Consider the following 21,185-nt stretch of genomic DNA (forward strand, 5'->3'; position numbering starts at 1 on the left):
GTCCGTGCCAACCAGCTTCGGTCCGCCGATTTCTCAAAACTGTGCAGCGGAGTCAGATCGTTAGATCGAATCCGGTGCATCCGGGCTGCCCGCCGCCTGCGCAGTCGTTTGCACACAAAATAGGCGAAGATTGTATAAAGTTTCGCCTGTGATTGGATACAGGTGGTCGACTAACATTCGAAAGCGAACGTCGTCGACCGAGTCCTCAAGCCCAACTCTCGAACCAATGGCCGCCAAGTCTCGCCCCAAATCCGACGCGCCAGACGCGAGCGATCGGGTCAGCCGCATCCGGGAGGGCGTAACCGCCGCGATCCTCGAGCATCGCCTGCTGCCGGGCACGAAGCTCGGCGAGGATGAGATCGGGGAGATCTACGGCGCGAGCCGCACCCTGGTCCGCACCGCGCTGCAGCAACTTGCGCATGAGGGCATCGTCAACATCGAGAAGAACCGCGGCGCATTCGTCGCGCGCCCCACGCCCGCCGATGCTCGCGAGGTGTTCGAGGCGCGGCGCCTGATCGAGCCCACCATCGTCGATCACGCCATCGAAGCCATGTCGCCGGCCTGGCTCGATCGCCTCCAGCAACATCTCACCGAGGAGCGCGAGGCCGAGCTGCGCGGCGACGCGCGCGCCTCGGTTCGGCTTTCCGGTGAGTTTCACAAGCTCGTCGCCGAGATGAGCGGCCACAGCATCTATCTCGGCTTCCTCAAGGAGCTGATCGCGCGCTCCTCGCTCATCATCCTGCTGTACCGCCGCCACGACACGCCCGCTTGCGGCACCGATCATCACGCCGGCATCGTCGCCGCGATCCGCAAGCGCGACAAGCAGGCCGCGCGCGCGCAGATGCTGTCGCATCTGACCGAAATCGAGGACGAGCTGTTCCTGAAGGATCCCGCCGCCGACGAGCTGCGGCTCGCGGACGTGCTGGGCGTCTGATCCGCTCGATCGCTAGCGCCGGGAATCCGCGCCGGAGCCGCGATCCCGCGTCAGTGGCTGAGTTCGCGTTCTGCGGCGAGCTGCCCGTCCGGGGTGATCTCGTACTCGCCGCCTCGCTTCGTCATCCATCCCGACCTGACCATCTCCCGTGCAAGCTGCACCGAGCAGATGGGATGGTTACCTCCTGGGTAATACAGCCTGTCATTTCGGACGAGCAAGTGGCCGTACAGTTGGGCGTGACGTAATGCCCTGCGCATCCCGGGTGATGGATCTTTCATGTCGGTTCAAGCGCGAGCGCGACGAAGGTTCCTAATCAACGCCGTGACTTTCGATGGCGTTTGCGCTCCGCCGGGCGGGTAGGAACTCGCGTTCTGCCGCATCGTTTGTTCTTTTCGAAGGAGCAGCATCATGAACGTACGGGACGAGTACACGCGATCGCTCTGGATGGATGTTTCGGTCGCGGAGGTCTCCGCGCTATCGCGCACCGTAGGCGTCGACGTCGTTGTCATCGGCTCCGGAATAGCTGGGCTGTCGGTGGCTTATGAACTGGCCTGCCATGGACGTTCGGTCGCCGTGCTCGACCGAGGCGGCATCGGCAGCGGGATGACGGCGCGCACCACGGCGCATCTGGCGACGGCGCTCGACGATGGCTACGGCGAATTGGTCAGGGTCCGCGGCCCTGATTGTGCGCGGCACTATTATCAGAGCGTCGAAGCCGCAATCGACCGCGCCGAGGCCATTCAGCGCGATGAGCACATCGATTGCGATTTTCGGCGTGTCGACGGTTACTGGGTGCAGGCGCCCGAAACGCCCGCATCCGAGCTGGATGAGGAATTGGATTGCTGTCGCAAGCTCGGGATCCCCGTCGAAGATTGCGCCGAGCCGACCGTATTCCATTCTGGAGGTCTGGTGCGCTCGTTGCGCTTTGCCCGCCAGGCGCGCCTGCACCCGACCCGATATCTTGCTGGCCTAGCCGGCGCCCTTCAACACCGCGGGGCGCAGCTCTGTGCCGACACCTGCGTCGAAAGCATCCGGCAAGAGCGTGGCGACATGATCGTGACGACCGCCTCGGGCTACGAGGTCCACGCCGCCGACGTGGTCGTCGCGACGAACTCGCCGGTCAATGTGCAAGTGGCCATCCATACCAAGCAGGCGCCTTACCGCACTTATGCTCTCGCCGCCAAAATCCCGGCCGGCGCGCTGGAGGATGCGCTGTACTGGGACACGCTCGATCCCTATCACTATGTCAGGCTTCAACCGCTCTCCGCGGACGAGGATCTCGTCATCATTGGCGGCGAAGATCACAAGTCCGGTGAAGCGGACGACGGCGCACAACGCCTTGCCGCGCTCGAACGCTGGGCGCGCGAGCGATTGCCGGCGCTGCGCGAGGTCACTCATCGATGGTCAGGTCAGGTGCTGGAGCCGAGCGATTTCGTCGGCTTCATTGGGCGCAGCCCCGGTGAGGAGCATCTCTTCATCGTCAGCGGTGACTCCGGACAGGGCATCACGAACGGGCTGGTGGCGGGCATGCTGATTGCGGATCTGGTCATGATCGGGGCGAGCCCGTGGGAGGAGGTCTACGCCCCGGCACGCAAGATTCAGAAGAACATCGGCGAATTCATCAGCGAGAACATCACGCCGCTGAAGAATTTCGCGGAGTATCTGACGGCGAGCGAGATCGCGGGCGTCGAACATTTGCGCCCCGGGGAGGGGCGCCTCGTCCGCAGCGGCCTGAAGAAGATCGCGGCGTGCCGGGACCGGAACGGACATTTGCATCTGCATTCGGCAAGCTGCACCCATCTGGGCTGCGTCGTGCACTGGAATGCGCTCGAGCAATGTTGGGATTGCCCGTGTCACGGTTCGCAATTCGCCCCTGATGGCACCGCGCTCAACGGCCCTGCGGTGTCTCCTCTCGGCGACATCGAGAAACCGGCCAATCTTGAAGCCGCAGAGTGAGGCGTGCGGGCCTCGCGGACGTGCCGGGCGCGTTCCCTGATTTCGCACGCGCGATATCTCTTTGATTCAAATTGGAGCTGGCGACCTCCCGCCAATGCAGATGGCAGGACTGCATATTTGCCGCCGTGGTGGCCAGTTGACGGCGGCCAGACGTCGGCGTCAAATGGCACCTAGAAGTTGCCTGCCTGCCATCACCCCTCGCGTAGCCCTGCACCTCAGCGGAGGCCGGCCATGTTGGGTTTGAGGATGCCGGCCAGAGTGTCCGGAATAGCTACGCTGCTTGCGGCCGTTGCAATGATCCTCGGCAGCGCCTCCTCGGCGCCGGCCCAGCAGGACTCCGCCGTCCTGTTTCGCAACGTCCGGATATTCGACGGCAAGAGCGCCGCGCTCTCAGCCGCGTCCAACGTCCTGGTCAAAAACCGGAAGATCGAGAAGATTTCGACCGCGGACATCGCGGCCGCCGGCGAGGTGATCGACGGCGGCGGCCGCGTGCTGATGCCGGGACTGATCGATGCGCATTGGCACGCGATGCTGGTACGCCCGACGCCGATGGCCACGCTTGCGGGCGATATCGGCTATAACAACCTGCTCGCCGCCAGCGAGGCGACGGCCACGCTGATGCGCGGCTTCACCACCGTGCGCGACATGGGCGGGCCGAGCTTCGGCCTCAAGCAGGCCATCGACGAGGACCTCGTCGCAGGTCCCCGCATCTATCCCTCCGGCGCCATAATCACCGTCACCAGCGGTCACGGCGACTTCCGTCAGCTCTCCGATCTGCCGCGAACCATCGGCGGCATGCTCAGCCGCATGGAGCGGATCGGCGGCAGCATGGTGGCCGACAGCCCGGACGAGGTCCGCGTGCGCGCGCGCGAGCAGCTCATGCAAGGGGCCTCGCAGGTCAAGCTCACCGCAGGCGGCGGCGTTGCATCGCCCTTCAGCCCGCTCGACGTCTCTACCTTCACCGAGCCCGAGCTGCGCGCGGCGGTCGAAGCCGCCGAAAATTGGGGCACCTATGTTGCTACGCACGCCTATACATCGGTCGCGGTCCAGCGCTCGGTCGCAGCCGGCGTCAGATGCATCGAGCATGGTCATCTCATGGACGAGGCGAGCGCCAAGCTGATCGCCGAGAAGGGGATCTGGTTGAGCACGCAACCGTTCCTGGATATCTCCGGTGCAGCCGCGCTCGGACCTGCGGAGCAGGACAAGATGAGGCAGGTGGTCGCTGGAACCGACCGCGTCTATGCGCTCGCGAAGAAGTACGGCATCAAGACCGCGTTCGGCACCGACGTCCTGTTCTCGCAGGCGCTGGCGGATCGACAGGGCGCCATGCTGGCCGCGCTCACGCGTTGGTACACATCGGCCGAAGCGTTGGCCATGGCGACGTCGGCCAATGCCGACTTGCTGAGCCTGTCGGGTCTGCGAAATCCCTATCCGGGCAAACTCGGCGTGGTCGAGGAGGGCGCGTTCGCCGATCTCCTGCTGGTCGACGGCAATCCGCTCGACAACATCAAGCTCGTCGAAGATCCCGCGAAGAATTTTGTGGTGATCATGAAGGGCGGCAAGGTCTACAAGAACATCCTCGCACGCTGACGAGCGCGTGCGTCGATCACGTCTTGCGCGTTTGCCAAGGCATGAGGTGGCGGGACTGGATCGCTCCTAGGGGCGATCCTCTGCGATCGGCCTGTTGCGCCGCGAACCGGCCGCGATCTCCGCAACCGCGGCAGGCCCCCCAGGGCTTGTCATAATTCCCGGCCTGTCATCGGAGGCATGGCTTCTCAGCGTCTCCAGAACCAGGAAGAACTTTTCGGCTAGCATGAGTCAAACTCGCTGATGCGTTCGTTTCGGTTTCGAGAACAGCGAATTTCGCTCGTCAAATCGATCACTTGCTGCGCTCGGGGGCAATTTAGTTCGTAATGGCACGCCGGATTGTGACAAGCCTTGCCGGATTTCTATGTCGCCACGTCGTGTCGATAATCACGCAGCGCGACGTAACGTGACTATTCCTCGCCGGCCTGGCGGGCTATATGCTGTCGCTCTGTCATTGAACTGTCATGTCACCGTAAATGCTGAAATCAGACGCAACACCGGCTCGCAAAACCCCGAGTGCGCCGGACGGGAATCCTGTCCCGAAGGACAACAAGAGAACGCAAGTCGTCGCCGGTTTCCTCAGGCAGATTGAATCGGCCGAGCCCGGCGCGGAACCTGCGATCGTCGAGGGCGCCGTGAGTGATCAGACGCCATCGCAAGATGCCCCGCCCGCTCCGGAACCAGCTCAGTCGAGCGTTGCTGCGCACCCCGGCGAAATCGAGCTCAAGCTGCTGGTCGATGCCGATCGCATGGCGGATTTCAACGCCGCGCCGGTCATCGCGGCGAATGCGCGCAACAAGGGCTCGCGAAAACACCTCAAATCCGTCTATTATGACACGCCCGAGCGAATGCTTCGGCGCAACGGCCTCAGCCTGCGCGTTCGCCAGAGCGGCGCGCGCTTCGTGCAGACCGTGAAGACCGAATTGGCGGACGATCCGCTGCGCCGCGGCGAGTGGGAGGCGGGCGTGGCCTCGCTTGCGCCCGATCTCGCTCTGGCGATGCCGTTCATTCCGGAGAAGCTTCGCAGCCATCTCGGAGCGCAGCCGCTCGAAGCCGTCTTCACTGCCGACGTCCATCGTCACGCGCGGATGATCGACCTGCCGTCCGGCACCGTCGAGATCGCCTTCGACCATGGCGTGCTGACGGCAAATGATCGATCGCTGCCGGTGAGCGAGATCGAGCTGGAGCTCAAGAGCGGCAGCGCGAGCACGATCTACGAGGTCGCGTTGCGGCTTGCCGAGCACGGCGCGGTGAAGCCGTCCATCCGCAGCAAGTCGGCGCGTGGCTTCGATCTTGCCGCGGGCGCGGCGCCCTCGGCACGACGCCCGCGAAAACTTCGCCTCGATCCTTCGGTGACGCTCGACGAAGCCTTCGCGACGATCCTGCGCTCGTGCTTCCTCCATCTGCTTCAGTCGCTGCCGGCGGCCGAGGACGGGCGCAATCCGGAAGGCGTGCATCAGCTGCGCGTCTCGCTGCGCCGGATTCGATCGGCACTCGACCTGATGCGCTCGGTCGGCGCGCTCAGCAATCTCGACGCACTGCGCTCGGAGGCGCGCTGGCTGGCGCAAGACCTGTCCGCCGCGCGCGACTGGGATGTGTTTCAGCGCGAGACCCTGCCGACGATCGCGAAGGCTTGCCCTTCAATCGCCGGCTTCGATGCGCTCGGCCGGGCTGCGGCCGGGCGCCAGTCCGACGCCTACCGCAAGGCCCATCAGGCGCTCGACGATCGCCGCTGTGCCATGTTCCTGATCGGCCTCGGCAACTGGATCGAGACACGAGGCTGGCGCAACGACGTCGCCGCCGAAGATCTCGGCCGGCTCGCCGAGCCCGCCGTCAATTTCGCCCAGCGCATTCTGTCGGAACAGTACGCCAAGGTGCTCAAGCGCGGCCGCCGCTTCAGGTCGCTCACGATGGAGGAGCTGCACCGGGTGCGGCTCGCGACCAAGCGGCTGCGCTACCTCAGCGAGTTCCTGCTGCCGCTATTTGCCGATCGCAGGCCCGCGAGGAAATTTGCCCGCAGGCTCGCCGGTTTGCAGGAGGAGCTCGGCGCCTACAACGACATGGCGGTCACGGCTTCGCTGCTCGACGGGCTCGGAGCCGAGCCCGACAGCGCCATCGCCGCCGCCGCGATCGCCGGCTGGCAGGCGCGTGCATCGATCGGCGTCAAGCCCGCCTTGCAAGGCACGTGGCGCGATTTCACCGCCGCGCGCGTGCCTTGGTCCTCACAGGACTGATCACGCATCGCCAAAAAGTTGCGGCCAGCCATTGGGGGATGGCTGGCCGCGCGCGAACCGGTCTGGGACGGGGAGGGGTGGGGATGTGACCGGGTCGCGTAACTCCTTGTCTCGTTCTTAATCTCTGGCGCTGGCGGTGGAGACCGCCGGCTTGGTATCGCCCAGCGAGACCCAGACGTTGGGATCGCTCTGCGACTGGCGCTTGACGAAGCGGTAGCCGGTTTCCGTCCAGGCAACGACGTTCTCGTTCTGATTGTCGAGAACGAACTCGCCCTTGTCGGTCTTCACCGTCAGCACCGCGTGTCCTTCGCCCTTCTTGTCGCGCACGACGGTGATCAGCAGGGCCTGGCGCGGCCAGCCGGCATCGATCAGCATCTTGCGCTTCAACAACACGTAGTCTTCGCAGTCGCCGTAACCGTCGGTCGGCAGCGACCATTTCTCGATCACGCCCCAGTGCTCCTGGTCGGTCAAAGGCTTGACGGTCTCGTTGACCCAGCGATTGACCTTGACGAGGTCGCGCCATGCAGCCTGCGACATCACGATGTCGCGCGGCTGTGCCGGCGCGCCCTGGCACTGAGCGGTATTGTCCGCGCAGAACTCGACCCAGCCGATCGGCGCACGCGTGGTGTCACCGAGGCTTGCGTAGAGCAGACGGCTCTCGCCGGCCTGCGCTGCCGCGCTGATCCCGAAGAGCATGGCAGCCAGCGCCAGCCCTTTCCCCTGTCCCTTGAAGTCAAACATTGCGGCCCCCGTTTCTTGTTGGGACCACATTTCGCATGGAGCTTTTGAGTTGCCGCTAAGTCAACCAAGTCAAGTCGAGACGAATACAAGTAAAAGGCGCGGCGAATTCGATCTATACTTGAATCGAATTCTCATAAAATTTGAAACAACTGCAATTGATTCAAGTTTTATCGATTAACGTGGGAACGCTGGCGGAACCGCCATTTCAACGTGCAAACGGGCCGCCCGTTAACCGGCGCGAGGCCCATGATCACGCGCGAAAAAGGCGGCGTCCGCATTGCGGAGGCCGCCTTCAGGGCTGGAAATACAGGGGTTTTGGCGTCCTTGCGCTTTACCGCGCGGTAACGCTCTCTTCGAGTGTCTCGATCGGCTGCGCGTGGACGAACTCCAGCGCGAAGCCGTCTTCGAGGTTTCGGACCACGCGGCCCTGCACCCGGCCGAGCATGACCGTCGATTTCAGCGGCGGCCGGTTCTCCGCGGCAATAGCCGCACCGGACAAGGAGAGGTCGATGATGCGGCAGGTCATCTTGGTGCCGTCCTCGAGCGTCAGCACCGCGATCGGGTTGCGCGGCACGATACGGTCGTGGCGGCGGTCCTCCGGCAGATTGAGGATGTCGCGGTTGGCGAGCCAGGTCAGCTGCGCCGCGAGCTTGTCGCGCTTCCGGGGCGTCGCCCCGATCGTCATGGCGAAGCCATTGTCGATGATGCGGGTGATCTTGCCCTCGACGCGGCCGATATGGTCGAGATAGGCGACGACGCGGTCGCCGACATTGCCGATACCGGGGGCGAGCAGCGCGAGGCCGCCCGGCGACATGTTGATCACCTGGCAGGGGAATTCGCGGCGGTCCGGCAGCATGTAGCGGCCGAGCAGGTGCACCTTCACCCGCTGAAAACGCCGACGCTCTTCGGCGGCAGGAAGAAATTTTTTGTTCGCCAACGCCATTTTCAACACCCGACCCCCCGCCCGGGCGGAGTCCGGGACGACCCTAAGGTGCATAGGGTTAATGCCGCGTTAGGATCGGGCGCGGCGGTAACGGACAGACACAATGCGTTCGAAAAGCCACACCGGGAGGGGGCTCAACCCGGCCTCGTCGCCCGCCGCTGCAGCAGGAGCAGCAGCGCCAGCAGCACCGCGGCGGACAGCCCGAGCGACCAGTGAATACCGATGGCCGCGCCAAACAGCCCGACGGTGATGCCGCTGAACGCCCGCATCCCGAGCCCCGCCATATTATAAAGACCGACGACGCGGCCGCGAATGTCGTGGGGGGCATTCACCTGCACCAGGGCCTGCGCCATGGTGTTGAACGACAGCTCGAAGAAGCCGGCGCAGAACAGCAGCACGATCGCAACCGGATAGATCCGCACGGTGGCGAAGCCGAGCAGCGCCACGCTCCAGAGCATCGCGAGCATGATCGCGGTGCGCGGCGTGCCCTTGAGCCGTCCCCAGGATTCCAGCGCGATAGCGGCGAGCACCGCGCCGGCCGCATCGGCCGCGAGCAGCACGCTGTAGGAGACGCCGGGATCGCCATGGCCGAGATCGCCGGCAAAGCCCGGCATCTGGGCGTGGTAGGCATTGCCGATCATGAAGGAGGTGAGGCCGGCAAGCCAGGTCATCGCCGTCAGGGTCGGCTGGGTGCCGATGGCGCGGATGGTCAGCACGATGTCGGCAAGGCCGCGCACGGCAAAGCGCCGCACCGCCACGCTGTTGTCGCGTACCGGCGCCCAGAAGAGCCAGAGTAGCATCGGCAGATAGAACAGCGTGTTGAAGATGATGCCGTGCGAGGTGCCGAGCGTCAGCATGATGATTCCGCCGACGGCAGGCCCGACCAGGATGCCGAGATAGCGCGCCATCGCGTTCAGCCGCACCGCGCTCGGCAGGTCGGCGGGGCCGACGAGGTCGTAGAGCAGCAGCTGGTTCGGCGTCTGCCACAGCACGCCGGCGCAGCCATGGATCACCAGCAGCAGCATCGCGTACCACATCTGGATCGTGTCGGTGATGAAGAAGAAGCCCCATCCGCTCGATGCCACGATGAACAGCAGCATGCCGCACTGGATGATGCGGCGCGGATCGAACCGGTCGGCAAGCCCGCCGACGGCGACCGAGAACAGCAGGAACGGCAGCCAGTGTGACAGCACGGCAAAGCCCGCTAGCGCCGGCGAATGGAATTTCTGGAACACCACCCAATAGCTGATCACATGCTCGATGTTGTCAGCCATCATCGCCAGCACGTAGGCAATGAACTGCAGCCGATACGGCACCGACTTCATCGCCGCGAACGAGCCGGACGCAGCCACGGGATTTTGGGGGAGGGGGTTCAAGGGGGCACCTGGGTGGGATGCTTGCGGCCTTACACGGTCGAGGGTGAGGGCTCAAGACAATTGGATGTGCTTAGGTCAGCCATGCACTGCCACCACAAGCTCTCAGGATGAAAGCTGAGCTGGTAGCAGCCCCGTAGCCCGGATGAGCGCAGCGATATCCGGGGCCGCTGATCCCGCATGTCACTTCGCTCATGAGGGCTACGAATTCCTGCATCTTGGCACGCGCGCACATCTCACATACGCTTCATCTCAGCCCGCGCCCATCAATCATAACAGACGGGCATCGAGGAAATATCCATGGAATCCATTCGCGTCTGCACCCATGCAGGGCCGGGCTTAGAGCCAGTCATCCGCACCGTGCCGTGGCCGAAGGTCGGCCGCAAGGCCGCGCTGATCAAGGTGGGCGCATGCGGGGTCTGCGGCACCGATCTGCATATCCTCAAGGGGCATTGGCCGAAGCCGCTGCCCTGGCCGTTCACGCTCGGGCACGAGCTCGGTGGAATCATCGTCGAGTGCGGCGAGGAGTTCACCGAGGACTTCATGAGCAAGCCGCTCAAGGTCGGATCAAAGGTGATGATCCCGCCACTGATGCCCTGCGGCCGCTGCTATTACTGCATCCATTATCCGCAAACCGCAAACAAATGCCTGACGCCGGTTTATTACGGCCGCTATCTCGGCTTCGACAAGGCGCCGCACATGTGGGGCGGCTGGGCCGAATATGTCTATGTCGATCTCGAGATGCTGCCGGGCACCAAGATCTACAAGCTGCCCGACGACATGTCGCTGCGGTTAGGGGCGCTGTCCGAGCCGCTGACCTCCTGCATCCGCGCCTTCAACCGCGCCAGCCGCGCCGGTGGTTTTTCTTGGGGCGACACGGTGGTGATCCAGGGATCGGGCCCGATCGGCATTCTGGCGGTCGCGGCTGCAAAGGAGATGGGGGCAGGGCGCGTCATCTGCGTCGGTGCGCCGGAGGAGCCGCGGCTCAAGCTGGCGCGCGAGTTCGGCGCGGAGGCGACTGTGAACATCGAGGAGATCAAATCGCCGCAGGAGCGCATCGCCCGTGTGCGCGAGATCGTCGGCGGCTTCGGCGCCGATCTGGTGATGGACTGTTCGGGCCATCCGACCGCCGGCCCCGAAGGCATCGAGATGCTGCGCGACGGCGGCACCTATGTCGAGATGGGCCAGTTCACCGATGCCGGCTCGATCGAGACCTCCTGGCACCGCATCTGCACCAAGGACCTCAACGTGCTGGGATCCTGGGGCTTCACCGGCAACGACCTGCCGCTCGGCGTCGACATGCTTTATCGCACGGCGGGCAAATATCCCTGGCTGAAGATGCAGACGATCTATCCATTTACGGAAGAAGGCGTCGCGCAGGCGGTGAAGGACGCCATGGCGATGAAGACGGTGAAGTCGACCATCGTTCCGTGGCCGGAACTGGTGGACTAGAAGATGCCATCGATCCCGCACGATCTCGCGGCGTTCCTGGTCGAGGCCAAACGGCGCACCTATGCCGGCCTCGACGACGACGCGACGGTGGCCGCGCCGCTGCTCGCCGGCTCGAAACAGCTCGAGCATCGCGCGCCGCCTTTTGCCTATCGCGATATCTATTTCGGGATGGGATTCTTCGTCGGGCAGGAGACGGTGTCGAAGGACGACCGCGTCATCTGGTCGATGAGCTACGGTGGTGGCGCCGGTGCGGAGATCAGGGATCGGGAGACTTTCCTCGCGATCTACAAATTCCTGCGTCACGCGCTGCTGGGTGTGAGCGTCGAGCAGCCATACCGCGGACCGCGCCGGTTCGAACAAGCGGGGATGGTCTACCGCAACGAGGTCGAAGGCGCGCTCGATCGTTTCCATGGCGTCGAGACAATTGCGCGGCAGGATGGCACGCAGTTGTATGAGCTGCGCTACTGTGGCGGTTTGCTGCGATAGTTTTGCGAGCTTGTAGCCCGGATGGAGCGCAGCGCAATCCGGGGACACTGGCCCCGCATTTCGCTTTGCTTCATGCGGGCTACGAGCCGGAATTTGGAATAAAGGCCACGATGACAAACGAGCAAACACCCGACCCACGCCAACACCCACGCTCCCCCTTCAACGCCATCCGCGGGATCGACTACACCGTCATCTTCGTGCGCGACATGGCGGCGATGCGCCGCTTCTATGAGGATGTCCTTGCCTTTCCGCTTCGGCGCGAGCTGTCGCTGAATTGGATCGAGTACGGCCTGGGCGGCAACACGCTGGCGCTGGCGCGGCCGAGCCGGACCGCCGCCGATGCGCCGACGCCGCCGGGCAGTGCCTCGCTGCAACTGGCGTTCAAGGTTTCTGCGGCCGAGGTCGATGCATGCGCCGACGAACTCGTTCGGCAGGGCGTTGCGCTGGTATCGCCGCCGACCAACCAGTCGTTCGGGCATCGCACGCTGTTCTTCCGCGATCCCGACGGCAATCTCTTGGAGATCTATGCCGAGATCTAGGACGTGGACTCATTAACGCGAAGCCATAGCCTGATCGAGGCGAGCTGAACGAAAGCAAGATAGTTCGCTGCCAGCTTGTCATAGCGAGTTGCCACGCGACGGCACTGTTTGATCCTGTTGACCGCTCGACCTGGTTGCGAGCGCGATAGAGATACGGGCTGAAGCAGATCGGATCGCTGCGATTGCTCTTTGGCGGGATGTTGGCCCACGCGCCCTTCTTCATCGCAAGTCCTCTGATCCAGTCGGCGTCATAGCCACGGTCGGCGAGTAACATTGCCCCGGATTTCAGACGAGACAGCAGTTTTCCGGCTAGTCGAACGTCGTGCGCCTCACCGGGGCTCAGCGCCAGCCGTACCGGCAGACCATTGCTATCGACCACCGCATGAATTTTGCTCGTCAAGCCGCCGCGTGACCGTCCCATCGATTGGCGCTGGTTTCTCGTAACGCAGGCTCCATGCTGGTGCACGCGGACAATAGATGTGTCGATCATCTGGACAGCGGCATCATGAGCAGTGGCAAGTGCGTCTATGATGCGGCCCCAGACACCAGCCCGCCGCCAACGGACGAAACGGTTATAGCAGGTCGTGTAAGGCCAAAATGATCCGGCAGATCGCGCCAAGGTGCCCCGGATCGCAGGACCCAGAAGATGCCGTTTAAAACACGTCGGTCGTTTACCCGAGGAACGCCACGAGGCTTGTTTGGCAGCATCGGCTTGATGGCAAGCCATTCATAGTCGGCGAGTTCGTAGCGCATGATTCGTCCCCCCAGTTTGGGAGTTTGAATCATGGGGGGCGGTCCAAGCGCAACGCTTCTGGCCTGGCTCGGCGCTCTCTGGGCAAAGCTTCAGCTAACCGACAGCCCTCGTTGAGTCCGTCGAAAATGACCCAAAGCGGACGTTAGTCGGACCGTGCGGCCGACTCGTCAATTTTCATGATCGGCTGCCTGCCTTGACCTGCTGGCCGACTAGGCTGTGAACCCATAAACCCGGGAGGCCGAGATGTAGGAACGGTAACACGGCGGCCAGGATGCCTGCCTCGCCGCAGGAAATACCGGTGTGCCAAAAAATCAGCGGGTGAAGTCTGCAACGGTCTTTCCGGGCGCATGGCCGGTACGGTTGCGCTCGATGGCCTTGGCCAGATCCTCGAAGGCAACGACTTCAGCGATCACTGATCGTAGGGAGCCATCGGCGACTTGTTGGGCGATGGTGGCCAACCGAGCCGTGTCAGGCTTGACCGAGAACCAAACGCCCCGGCGGCCTTCCGGTGCCCGGGCAGCCACGTCGGTTGCAGCGATGCTCACCAAGATACCATTGTGCGACAGGGTAGCCCACGACTTGTCCACGACCGGACCGCCGACGAGATCGACAACGAGGTCGATGTTACTCGCAACAAGCTCAAACGTCTGCTTTTGGTAATCGATCACCTCGTCAGCACCGAGGGCATGAACATGGGCCACGCTCTTTGTCGAGGCTGTGGCATAAACGGTCGCGCCTGCTGCCTTGGCGAATTGAACAGCGAAGCTGCCTACGCCACCAGCCGCGCCGTGGATGAGCACCCGTTTCCCCCGAAGGTCGAATTCGGCGACCTGGAGGACTTGCCATGCCGTCATCGCCGCCACTGGAAGCGCTGCCGCATCAATGTCTGATAAGTTTGCAGGTGTCTCGACGAGCTTTTCAGCGTTTATCACCAAATGGTCGGCATAGGCGCCGAGACCACCGAGCGCAGCCATGACCCTTTCTCCCGCGCTCACGTCTTTGACATTCGATCCCACTTTAAGCACGACGCCCGACATTTCGATGCCAAGGGTGTCGGGCAACACCAAATTGAACCTTTCGCGCAGATAGCCTTCACGGACTTTCCAATCGATTCCGTTGATGCCAGCGGCTTTGACCTGGACCAAGACCTGATCCGGCCCCGGCTCGAGGGCATGAACCATATCGACTTTCAAGCTGTCAGTGCCGCCATAGGCGTGCAGACGCAGAGCCCGACCTTTGAACAGCGGCTCAGTACTATTGTCCCTCTCGGGCGTTGCAGAATGGATCATGCCAATCTCCTTTTAGAGAGACGGCGGCGTGGGGCGACCCCGCTACCGCGTGCCATTTTTCTCGTATACTGGCGCATCGTCTCGCCATTGTTGAAATGCCATCCCTAGGTCTTACGGAATGAGCTGCTGATTTCGTGCCCACCGCGTGATCACGTCGTGGGATGTCGGAGCGGGTCCGAAGAAACGCTCGTGCTTGGAGATGTTCGAGATGTAAAGCCCCGTCCTGAAGAACAGGAACATCTGGATCAGATCGTACTCGAGCTCGGAAAACAGTTTGACCGGCCGCGCCGCTGCCCGAACGATCCACCAGGGAATGATCTGGATCTTCAGACGCTTCTTGATGACATCGGAGATAATGTCGGCCAGCTCCTGCAGGTTCTTCGGACCGTCACTCCAGGCGACATCGATCGTCTGGTTGACGATTTCGGTACCTTGATACGTTGCCGCCTTCGCAAGATAGGAGGCAAGGTCATCCGTCAGCACATAGGACCACCTGGTGGTCTTGTCGCCGATGCCCTGGAATTTGCCAGCTTTTACGGCCTTTGCGATATAGTCCGTGCTTTGGTCGAGAAATGAGGGTGCGCGGATAAAAACATAGGGGACACCGGACTTCTTGATCAAATCCTCAGCCACCTTCTTGGCGTGGAAGTGAGGAACTGCCGAGGCAGCCTCACAGCTCACGATGCTGAGAAAGACAAATCTGCTCACCTTTGCCCGTGCTGCTGCCTCGATGAGGTTCTTGTTGCCCTGGAAGTCGGTGTCGAGGCTGCCCTTCATGTAGCTGTTTGCCGAGCTGACGACGACGTCGACGCCTTGCAAGGCACGGTCGAGCGACGCAGGGTCCATCATGTCGCCGCGTACCCATTCGACGCCAGCGTCTCCGGCTGGGGAGGCAGCTTTACGCGACATAGCGACGACGGCCGCGCTCTCGTCGAGCGCCAGGTTGCGCAGGATCTTTGCACCTAGGAATCCTGTCGCGCCGACGACCAAGACTTTCTTTCTCGCCGGACTGTCTGATTTCGCGGCCTCTCCAGAAGCTATATTAACTGCTGAGGTTGGTGGTTGCTGTGATTGAGCCATATCTAATCTCCTGTCACAGGTTCAGGACAGGGTAGTTGGTATAGCCCTCTGCTCCGCCACCATAGTAGGTTTTGGGGTCTGCCTTGTTCATCGCAGCACTGGTCTTCAATCGCGCGACCAAGTCAGGATTCGCCAGCACCAACTGACCATAGGCTTCCAGATCGGCCAGCCCTGACGCGACGTCGGCGCCGATCTGGTCACGCTGACGACCTGGACGGTTGAGGATCAATGATTGGTGCCAGAGCTGGCGGATGTCAGCGAGCAGCGTCTCATTGCCCTGGTGCATGATGTGCAGATACGCAAGCCCGAGCTTGTCGAGTTCGGCAACGAGGTAGCGATAGAGATCCGGCGCTTCCGCGCCTTCATCGATGCCCCATATCTTCGTACCGGGAGACAGACGGATCGCGGTGCGATCCGCACCGATTTCCTTAGCAATCGCTGAAGCCACTTCGATGGCAAAGCGAGCGCGGTTCTCGATGGAACCGCCATACTCGTCCGTGCGCGTGTTGGCGCTCGGGGCGAAAAACTGCTGGACGAGATATGCGTTCGCACCGTGGATCTCGATGCCGTCAGCACCCGCCTCGATCGCAGAGCGCGCCGCATTGCGGAAATCGCTGATGGTCTGCCGCACCTCATCGGTCGTTAACGCGCGCGGCGTGGGGATGTCCTTCATCCCCGTCATTGTGAACATGCCCGTCCCCGGCGCGATCGCCGACGGTGCGACGCCCTGGCGATGATGCGGCGTGTTGTCAGGGTGGTTCATGCGGCCGGCATGCATAAGCTGGATGAAGATTTTGCCGCCTTTATCGTGGACGGCGGACGTGATCTTCCGCCAGCCGGCGATGTGCGCGGCCGTGTAGATGCCCGGCGTCATCAGGTAGCCCTGGCCGTCATCGGAGGGCTGGGTCCCTTCGGTGACGATCAAGCCAAGGCTGGCGCGCTGTTCATAATATTCGATGGCCAGTTCGCCGGGCGTACCATCGAATGTGGCACGGCTGCGGGTCATCGGCGCCATGACGAGACGGCTGGAAAGCGTGTAGCGGCCGACATGGACCGGGGTGAATAGTGGGTTCATTTGGGTTCTCCATTCGTTTGAACCACTATCCACTATTCTGATTTCGGGATAAATTAGGTATATTTGAAATCAGTATTCCATTAATGGGACAATCGTATGAGCCATCTGAATGACATGGCGCTCTTCGTGGAGGTCGCGAGAGCCAAGAGTTTCCGTAAGGCTGCGGAGGCTGCGGGCATTCCCAACTCCACGCTGTCACGCCGGATCAGTGAGTTGGAGAAGGCGATCGGTCTGAGGCTCCTGCATCGCACGACGCGCAAAATCGAGCTCACGGAGGCGGGCCAGCTATACTATGCACGAAGCAAGCGGATCGTTGATGAAGCCCGGCTGGCGCACGAGCAACTCGGCGCGATGCTGGAGCAGCCGAGCGGCGTCCTCCGCGTTTCGCTGCCGGTCGATCTCGCCACTCTTTACCTCACGCCGATCATCGCCGATTTCGCGCGGCACTATCCGGGCATCACGTTCGAGTTCGACCTGACCCCGCGCCGCGTCGATCTGGTGGCGGAGCCGTTCGATGTGGCGATCCGCATCGGCAAACTGGAAGATTCCGGTCTGATCGCTCGCCTGATCGGGAGGCATTCGCGCTACCTCTATGCGTCCCCTAGCTATATCGAAGCGTCAGGCGAGCCCGCCACACCGGCGGACCTCGCGGAGCATGAATGCATCTGCATGCCGCGAAGCGTGAGCTGGACCCTGCACCGGGGCACCGAGACTGTCGATGTCGCCGTAAATGGCCGCTTCACGCTCAACAGCGTCGGGATGATCAGCGCGCTCGCGGTCAACCACCAGGGCATCGGCCTGCTTCCCGAGAAGATCGTCGCCGAAGACTTGGCCTCAGGCCGCCTCCGACGCATCCTATCCGACTGGCAGGGGTCGGCGGTCAGCATCTATGCCGTCACCGAAACGCGACTTATTCCGGCCAAGACCCAGCGCTTCATAGAATTCCTGTCTACGAAACTTATGTGACCTCGATCGCTATCATGGAGAGCAGCCGCAGTAGGTGAGCCGTAATGCCATTAGCTCGATTGCCGCACATCGCCTTCCTAACACCAAGATAGTCGTTCTAGCGCGATGAATTGACCGGCAGCTTTCGAAAACGTGTCCGAGTGCCTCTAATGGCAAAGAAGGGGGTCATTTACCGACTGGCTGCCTTCACATCGCATATGATTCTGATTCAGGGCCCACCATGAGCCGATATGACCTGACAGACATTGAATGCCGCGTGATCGAGCCGCTGCTACCCAACAAGCCAAGAGGTGTGCCCCGTGTCGATGATCGACGCGTGCTGAACGGCATCTTCTGGATGCTGCGATCTGGTGCGCCTTGGCGCGACCTTCCCGAGCGCTATGGCCCGCGAACCACCTGTTACAACCGCTTCGTGCGCTGGCGGAAGGCCGGCGTGTGTGGCCGGCTGATGGAGAGTATCTCGGCTGCGCACGACGGTGAGATTCAGATGATCGACGGCACCTCCGTTCGCGCCCACCAACAGGCTGCGACGGCAAAAAAAGGGGGCAGATCATTACCTCGGTCGATCGCGCGGCGGGCTCACGACAAAGATACACGTCGTCGTTGACGCACAAGGACTCCCGATCCGGCTCTGTCTAACCGCTGGCCAGACACATGACGGGCAGATCGCCGACCGGTTGCTAGACCATCTTGGACCGCGTACCATCGTGCTGGCTGACAAAGCCTATGATGCCGACCGCATCCGTGAACTGATCAAGCAGCAAGGTGCCACACCCAACATTCCGCCGAAGAGTAACCGACGCTAGAAAGCCTCGCTTCAGCAAACGCCTCTACCGCGAGCGCAACCAGGTCGAACGCTTCTTCTCCAAACTGAAGCACTTCCGTCGCGTCGCCACACGATACGACAAGCTTGCCGCCAACTTCCTCGCTATGGTTCAGCTCGCCTCAATGCGGCTTTGGCTTCGCGCTTACGAGTCTACAGCCTAGGTCACGCACGATTCAAATTTTGTTTTTTGACCTTGAGGCAGGCAGATCTCCGCCCACTTGGTCGTTGTCACGGTGCGCGGCGATGAACATGGCGACGGCCGATCGGCAATAGGATTCGATTTCGTTGTCGTCCTCTGCTTTCGCCTGATCGAAGCGTGCGATCATCAGGAGATCGGATCCTTTGAAAAGCGCGGCGAACAAGCGGGCGGACCGGAGAGGATCGGGCACGTTCAGAACCGCCTTCGCGTGCAACTGACGCAACAGGGCCTCGATTTCGGCGATGACATGGGCGGGGCCGGCTTCGAAATGGAGCTTGCTTAACGCGTTTTGACTCGTCTTGTCGGCCATGACCATGGCTTCGAGGCTGCGGACGTCTGATCTCAACAGCGTGCGAAGCAGTGATGATCCCACCGCCACGAGCTGATCTTCGACCGAACCGTCGACGCCTTCAAGAAGGGCCTGTGGTGCAAACAACTGATGGCAGCCGGCCGCCATGGCCGCGCCGAACAGCGCCTCCTTGTTCTCGAAGTGCCTGTAGATGCTGAGCTTGGATATCTTCGCTCGCTGGGCGACCTTGTCCATTGTCGTCGCTTGAAAACCCAACTCCACAAAGAGCTCGCGCGCGGCGTCGATGATGGTTTGGCCAAGCGCCTCGTTCGCGGGCCGGCCGCGCCGGCCCTGGCTGTTTTCGGTCACGGCAATTCCAGTACTTGACAGTATCCTAATTCTTGAATTACGATACCATGAAGTATCTGAAATGTGCAAGCCAGGGGGTAGGGTGACTCCTTCGATGCAACGACGAGCCCTGCTGAAGTTGGCCGCGCTTTCCGCCATCGGCCTCGCCCGCGCTCAGGCCACCGCCAAGCCCAACTCGTCTCCCTCCATCCACAACACGGAGCCCATCACCATGGATGACGTCATCATCATCGGCGGCAGCTTTGCTGGTCTCGCCGGCGCCTTGCAGCTCGGCCGCGCCCGCCGCAAGGTCACCGTTCTCGATACCGGTCTGCCACGCAACCGCTTCGCCGGCCACTCGCATGGACTGCTCGGCCACGATCACAAGCCGCCGCTGGACATCCTGGCGGAGGCGCGGCGGCAGTTGGCGCGTTATCCCGCGATCAAGCTTGTCAGTGCCCGGGCCGACAGCGTCTCCGGCGCCATCGACAATTTCTCTGTCCTTACTGGCGATGGTGAAAGCCTTGCGGCGCGTCGTCTGATCCTGAGCTATGGCGTCGCCGACCAGATGCCTGATGTTCCCGGCTACGCCGAAAGCTGGGGCACGTCCATCGTGCCATGCCCCTATTGCGACGGCTTTGAAGTCGCCGGCCAGCATTGGGGCCTCGTCTGGTCCAGCCCGCAGTCGCACAATCAGGTCAGGCTGTTCCACGATTGGACTGACAAGTTGACGCTCTTCGCCGATGGTCACGACATTCCGCCCGATATCCAGGCCGATCTGGCGCGCCGCAACATACCTCTCGTCGATGGCCGGATCGTCGAGATCGCCCATCACCAGGGCCATATCGCCACCGTCAATCTCGATACCGGCCGCAATGTCGCGGTCGACATCCTGTTCGCCAATCCGCGCAACAAGCCGTCCGCAAGCCTGCATGAAGCACTGGGCCTTGCCACCGTGGCTACGCCCGCCGGCATCGTCCTCAAGGTCGACGAACGCCGTCAAACCAGCACGCCTGGCATCTACGCCGCCGGCGACCTCACCACGCCCTTCTTGCCCTCGGTCACCCAGGCATCATCGCAGGGCGCGATGGCGGGTATCTTCGCCCAGCAGTCGATGGTGGTTTGAGAGCGCAGATTCCCTTCTCCGATTGCCGCGTGCCATCGAATTGGAGTTGAGGAAGAGAACGATGTCGAAAGAACCAATGAACAGCTTCGCCGGAAAATGGGCTCTGATCACCGGGGCGTCGAGTGGCCTCGGCCTCGACTTCGCAGATCTCCTGGCTGCGCAGAAAGTCAATCTCGTATTGGCGGCCCGAAGGCGGGAGTCGATGGAAAAGCTTGCCGCCGATCTCCGCCGCAAATACGGGGTGGACGTGCTGGTCGAGGCGATCGATCTTGCCGCGCCGGGCGCCGCCAGCCACTTGAAAAGCAGTCTCGATGCGAGGTCGGTGACGATCGACATCTTGCTGAACAATGCCGGATACGGCTTGCACGGCGCTTTGTTGGACACGCCGATCGAGCGCACGACAGACATGATCCAGCTCAACATCACGACGCTCACAGAGCTGACCTACCTGTTCGGCCGTGACATGGCCGCGCGGCGCTCTGGACATATCCTTCTCGTCGCCAGTCTCATGGCCTTCCAAGCCGTTCCCAGCTACGCGGCCTATGCGGCGACCAAGGCATATGTACTCGCCCTTGGCGAGGCCCTGCACGACGAACTCCGCTTGCATGGTGTGGTTGTTACCACTCTCTGCCCGGGGCACACCGCGACGGGCTTCGATGCGGCAGCCGGCGCAGCCACAACGGCCTTGCTGCGCCTCCTCACCATGAAGCCGCGTCCGGTCGCCGCGAGCGGCGTTCGGGCGCTTATGGAAGGAAAGGCCATGGTGATCCCGGGCCTCGCGAACAAGATGGCAGCCTTTTCAAATCGTCTGACGCCGCGATCAATGCAAAGGGCCACTTTGAAAAGAATAGTGGACGGTTAACTGCAGGAGCGCTGGCGTGCGGAGCTCATCGAACAAGCGGGGGCTCTGAAGGCTGACGATGTACGCGGAGCTTCGATCCGGATCTGGTCGTTCCTCTCAAGGATCAGCGGAGAATGGATCGCTTCA

18 protein-coding genes and 2 pseudogenes are annotated in these 21,185 nt (G+C 62.3%); 12 read left to right on the forward strand and 8 right to left on the reverse strand.

The features are described from left to right. Positions 1-226: 226 nt before the first annotated feature. From RAD10_RS13950 to RAD10_RS13965, 4 genes are all read left to right on the forward strand, one after another. Positions 227-934, forward strand: a complete 708-nt coding sequence (locus RAD10_RS13950; protein ID WP_461617942.1) for a GntR family transcriptional regulator — start codon at positions 227-229, stop codon at positions 932-934. Between the two features lie 408 nt (positions 935-1,342). Beyond that, a complete protein-coding gene (locus tag RAD10_RS13955) occupies positions 1,343-2,890 on the forward strand; it encodes an FAD-dependent oxidoreductase (protein ID WP_461617943.1) in 1,548 nt (515 codons plus the stop codon). Positions 2,891-3,121: 231 nt separating this feature from the next. Further along, positions 3,122-4,480, forward strand: coding sequence for a metal-dependent hydrolase family protein (locus tag RAD10_RS13960; RefSeq protein WP_461617944.1), 1,359 nt, complete (start codon positions 3,122-3,124; stop codon positions 4,478-4,480). Positions 4,481-4,953: 473 nt separating this feature from the next. Further along, positions 4,954-6,711: a CYTH and CHAD domain-containing protein gene (locus RAD10_RS13965; RefSeq protein ID WP_461617945.1), complete on the forward strand. Its 1,758-nt coding sequence runs from the start codon at positions 4,954-4,956 to the stop codon at positions 6,709-6,711. A gap of 117 nt (positions 6,712-6,828) precedes the next feature. Here the strand turns inward: RAD10_RS13965 and RAD10_RS13970 are convergent, their stop codons facing one another. The 3 genes from RAD10_RS13970 to RAD10_RS13980 all read right to left on the reverse strand — a co-directional run bounded on the left by RAD10_RS13970 (position 6,829) and on the right by RAD10_RS13980 (position 9,771). After that, positions 6,829-7,452 carry a transglutaminase-like cysteine peptidase gene (locus RAD10_RS13970; RefSeq protein WP_461617946.1) on the reverse strand — a complete coding sequence of 208 codons (624 nt, stop codon included), beginning with the start codon at positions 7,450-7,452 and terminating at the stop codon, positions 6,829-6,831. A gap of 331 nt (positions 7,453-7,783) precedes the next feature. Beyond that, positions 7,784-8,395: a PilZ domain-containing protein gene (locus RAD10_RS13975; protein ID WP_026202686.1), complete on the reverse strand. Its 612-nt coding sequence runs from the start codon at positions 8,393-8,395 to the stop codon at positions 7,784-7,786. A 134-nt stretch (positions 8,396-8,529) separates the two neighbouring features. Beyond that, the gene (locus RAD10_RS13980; RefSeq protein WP_461617947.1) at positions 8,530-9,771 is read right to left on the reverse strand and encodes an MFS transporter; all 1,242 of its coding nucleotides are present in this window, start codon (positions 9,769-9,771) and stop codon (positions 8,530-8,532) included. Between the two features lie 297 nt (positions 9,772-10,068). On the opposite strand from RAD10_RS13980, the gene RAD10_RS13985 reads away from it, so the two are divergent. From RAD10_RS13985 to RAD10_RS13995, 3 genes are all read left to right on the forward strand, one after another. Continuing rightward, positions 10,069-11,220, forward strand: coding sequence for a zinc-binding dehydrogenase (locus RAD10_RS13985; protein ID WP_461617948.1), 1,152 nt, complete (start codon positions 10,069-10,071; stop codon positions 11,218-11,220). Between the two features lie 3 nt (positions 11,221-11,223). Next, positions 11,224-11,706, forward strand: coding sequence for a DUF5680 domain-containing protein (locus RAD10_RS13990; protein ID WP_461617949.1), 483 nt, complete (start codon positions 11,224-11,226; stop codon positions 11,704-11,706). 110 nt (positions 11,707-11,816) lie between these two features. Further along, a complete protein-coding gene (locus RAD10_RS13995) occupies positions 11,817-12,245 on the forward strand; it encodes a VOC family protein (protein ID WP_461617950.1) in 429 nt (142 codons plus the stop codon). Here RAD10_RS13995 and RAD10_RS14000 read toward each other — a convergent pair. The 4 genes and pseudogenes from RAD10_RS14000 to RAD10_RS14015 all read right to left on the reverse strand — a co-directional run bounded on the left by RAD10_RS14000 (position 12,242) and on the right by RAD10_RS14015 (position 16,443). Further along, a pseudogene (locus RAD10_RS14000) lies at positions 12,242-12,998 on the reverse strand (IS5 family transposase). The gene RAD10_RS13995 and the pseudogene RAD10_RS14000 sit on opposite strands and share 4 nt — an antisense overlap. Before the next feature lie 312 nt (positions 12,999-13,310). Continuing rightward, the gene (locus tag RAD10_RS14005) at positions 13,311-14,288 is read right to left on the reverse strand and encodes an NADP-dependent oxidoreductase (protein ID WP_461617951.1); all 978 of its coding nucleotides are present in this window, start codon (positions 14,286-14,288) and stop codon (positions 13,311-13,313) included. 111 nt (positions 14,289-14,399) lie between these two features. Continuing rightward, positions 14,400-15,368: an SDR family oxidoreductase gene (locus RAD10_RS14010; protein ID WP_461617952.1), complete on the reverse strand. Its 969-nt coding sequence runs from the start codon at positions 15,366-15,368 to the stop codon at positions 14,400-14,402. Positions 15,369-15,381: 13 nt separating this feature from the next. Next, positions 15,382-16,443, reverse strand: coding sequence for an alkene reductase (locus RAD10_RS14015; protein ID WP_461617953.1), 1,062 nt, complete (start codon positions 16,441-16,443; stop codon positions 15,382-15,384). Positions 16,444-16,539: 96 nt separating this feature from the next. On the opposite strand from RAD10_RS14015, the gene RAD10_RS14020 reads away from it, so the two are divergent. The 3 genes and pseudogenes from RAD10_RS14020 (at position 16,540) to RAD10_RS14030 (ending at position 18,396) form a co-directional block, all read left to right on the forward strand. Beyond that, positions 16,540-17,409, forward strand: a complete 870-nt coding sequence (locus RAD10_RS14020; protein WP_461617954.1) for a LysR family transcriptional regulator — start codon at positions 16,540-16,542, stop codon at positions 17,407-17,409. Positions 17,410-17,629: 220 nt separating this feature from the next. Next, positions 17,630-18,016 carry an IS5 family transposase gene (locus RAD10_RS14025; RefSeq protein WP_461617955.1) on the forward strand — a complete coding sequence of 129 codons (387 nt, stop codon included), beginning with the start codon at positions 17,630-17,632 and terminating at the stop codon, positions 18,014-18,016. Then, positions 18,000-18,396 (forward strand): annotated as a pseudogene (locus tag RAD10_RS14030) (IS5 family transposase). The gene RAD10_RS14025 and the pseudogene RAD10_RS14030 overlap by 17 nt, the downstream one beginning before the upstream one ends. A 12-nt stretch (positions 18,397-18,408) precedes the next feature. Here RAD10_RS14030 and RAD10_RS14035 read toward each other — a convergent pair. Then, positions 18,409-19,092: a TetR/AcrR family transcriptional regulator gene (locus RAD10_RS14035; RefSeq protein WP_461617956.1), complete on the reverse strand. Its 684-nt coding sequence runs from the start codon at positions 19,090-19,092 to the stop codon at positions 18,409-18,411. A gap of 211 nt (positions 19,093-19,303) precedes the next feature. Here RAD10_RS14035 and RAD10_RS14040 point away from each other — a divergent pair, with 211 nt between their 5' ends. Further along, the gene (locus RAD10_RS14040; protein ID WP_461618236.1) at positions 19,304-20,197 is read left to right on the forward strand and encodes an NAD(P)/FAD-dependent oxidoreductase; all 894 of its coding nucleotides are present in this window, start codon (positions 19,304-19,306) and stop codon (positions 20,195-20,197) included. Positions 20,198-20,258: 61 nt separating this feature from the next. After that, a complete protein-coding gene (locus RAD10_RS14045) occupies positions 20,259-21,059 on the forward strand; it encodes an SDR family NAD(P)-dependent oxidoreductase (protein ID WP_461617957.1) in 801 nt (266 codons plus the stop codon). Positions 21,060-21,185: the final 126 nt, after the last annotated feature.

Source organism: Bradyrhizobium sp. 23AC, assembly GCF_054863025.1.

Bases quoted from the DNA above. Each gene is read 5' to 3' on its own strand.
- RAD10_RS13950 (WP_461617942.1), top strand. From the start codon at position 227: ATGGCCGCCAAGTCTCGCCCCAAATCCGACGCGCCAGACGCGAGCGAT.
- RAD10_RS13955 (WP_461617943.1), top strand. From the start codon at position 1,343: ATGAACGTACGGGACGAGTACACGCGATCGCTCTGGATGGATGTTTCG.
- RAD10_RS13960 (WP_461617944.1), top strand. From the start codon at position 3,122: ATGTTGGGTTTGAGGATGCCGGCCAGAGTGTCCGGAATAGCTACGCTG.
- RAD10_RS13965 (WP_461617945.1), top strand. From the start codon at position 4,954: ATGCTGAAATCAGACGCAACACCGGCTCGCAAAACCCCGAGTGCGCCG.
- RAD10_RS13970 (WP_461617946.1), bottom strand. From the start codon at position 7,452: ATGTTTGACTTCAAGGGACAGGGGAAAGGGCTGGCGCTGGCTGCCATG.
- RAD10_RS13975 (WP_026202686.1), bottom strand. From the start codon at position 8,395: ATGGCGTTGGCGAACAAAAAATTTCTTCCTGCCGCCGAAGAGCGTCGG.
- RAD10_RS13985 (WP_461617948.1), top strand. From the start codon at position 10,069: ATGGAATCCATTCGCGTCTGCACCCATGCAGGGCCGGGCTTAGAGCCA.
- RAD10_RS13990 (WP_461617949.1), top strand. From the start codon at position 11,224: ATGCCATCGATCCCGCACGATCTCGCGGCGTTCCTGGTCGAGGCCAAA.
- RAD10_RS13995 (WP_461617950.1), top strand. From the start codon at position 11,817: ATGACAAACGAGCAAACACCCGACCCACGCCAACACCCACGCTCCCCC.
- RAD10_RS14005 (WP_461617951.1), bottom strand. From the start codon at position 14,288: ATGATCCATTCTGCAACGCCCGAGAGGGACAATAGTACTGAGCCGCTG.
- RAD10_RS14010 (WP_461617952.1), bottom strand. From the start codon at position 15,368: ATGGCTCAATCACAGCAACCACCAACCTCAGCAGTTAATATAGCTTCT.
- RAD10_RS14015 (WP_461617953.1), bottom strand. From the start codon at position 16,443: ATGAACCCACTATTCACCCCGGTCCATGTCGGCCGCTACACGCTTTCC.
- RAD10_RS14020 (WP_461617954.1), top strand. From the start codon at position 16,540: ATGAGCCATCTGAATGACATGGCGCTCTTCGTGGAGGTCGCGAGAGCC.
- RAD10_RS14025 (WP_461617955.1), top strand. From the start codon at position 17,630: ATGAGCCGATATGACCTGACAGACATTGAATGCCGCGTGATCGAGCCG.
- RAD10_RS14040 (WP_461618236.1), top strand. From the start codon at position 19,304: ATGGATGACGTCATCATCATCGGCGGCAGCTTTGCTGGTCTCGCCGGC.
- RAD10_RS14045 (WP_461617957.1), top strand. From the start codon at position 20,259: ATGTCGAAAGAACCAATGAACAGCTTCGCCGGAAAATGGGCTCTGATC.